General features: G+C 48.7%; 1 protein-coding gene. It reads left to right on the top strand.

Going from position 1 to position 501, the window contains the following annotated elements:
* Positions 1-501, top strand: a 501-nt coding sequence (locus E1963_RS23980; RefSeq protein WP_201272126.1) for a hypothetical protein, incomplete at both ends; no start/stop codon positions are given.

Raw genomic sequence — 501 nt, 5'->3', positions numbered from 1 at the left:
TCAAAAAGGGAAGGGAAAGAGGAAAAGAAAAGAAGAAAGAAGGAAGGAGAAAAGAGACAAAAGGAGAAACGGAAAGATAGAAGGCATACGGAGAAAGGGAGATAAAGAGAAAGAAGGAAAAGGAAAGGAAAGAAGAAAGAAAAGAAGAGAAAAACGCGGAAGAAAAAAAGAAAGAGGAGGAAGGAAGGGAAAGAAGAAGAGGGAAAGAGGAGGGAGAGCAGGGAGAAGGAAATACTACACAAGAGACTATTTGTCCGAAAAGGAAGGGGAAAAGGGGGAAAGGAGGAAGAGAAGGAAGAAGGGGGAAAAGAGGGAGAAGAGAAGGAAAAGGAGGGGGGGGAGGGAAGGGGAGATTTCTTCAATCTCTGCATCAAGGGAAGGAAGAAGGGGGAGGGGAGGGGGGAAGGAAAGAGAGGGGGAGGGCAGAGGGGACCCGACAGAGGAGAGGGAAGAAGGGAGAAAGGGGAGGGAGGGGGAAGGGAAAGAGGGAAAGAGGGAGGA

The organism is Extibacter muris (genome assembly GCF_004345005.1).
GTDB lineage: Bacteria > Bacillota > Clostridia > Lachnospirales > Lachnospiraceae > Extibacter > Extibacter muris.
Note: the sequence above shows the minus strand (reverse complement) of the source record. Positions and strands in the feature narration are given on the sequence as shown.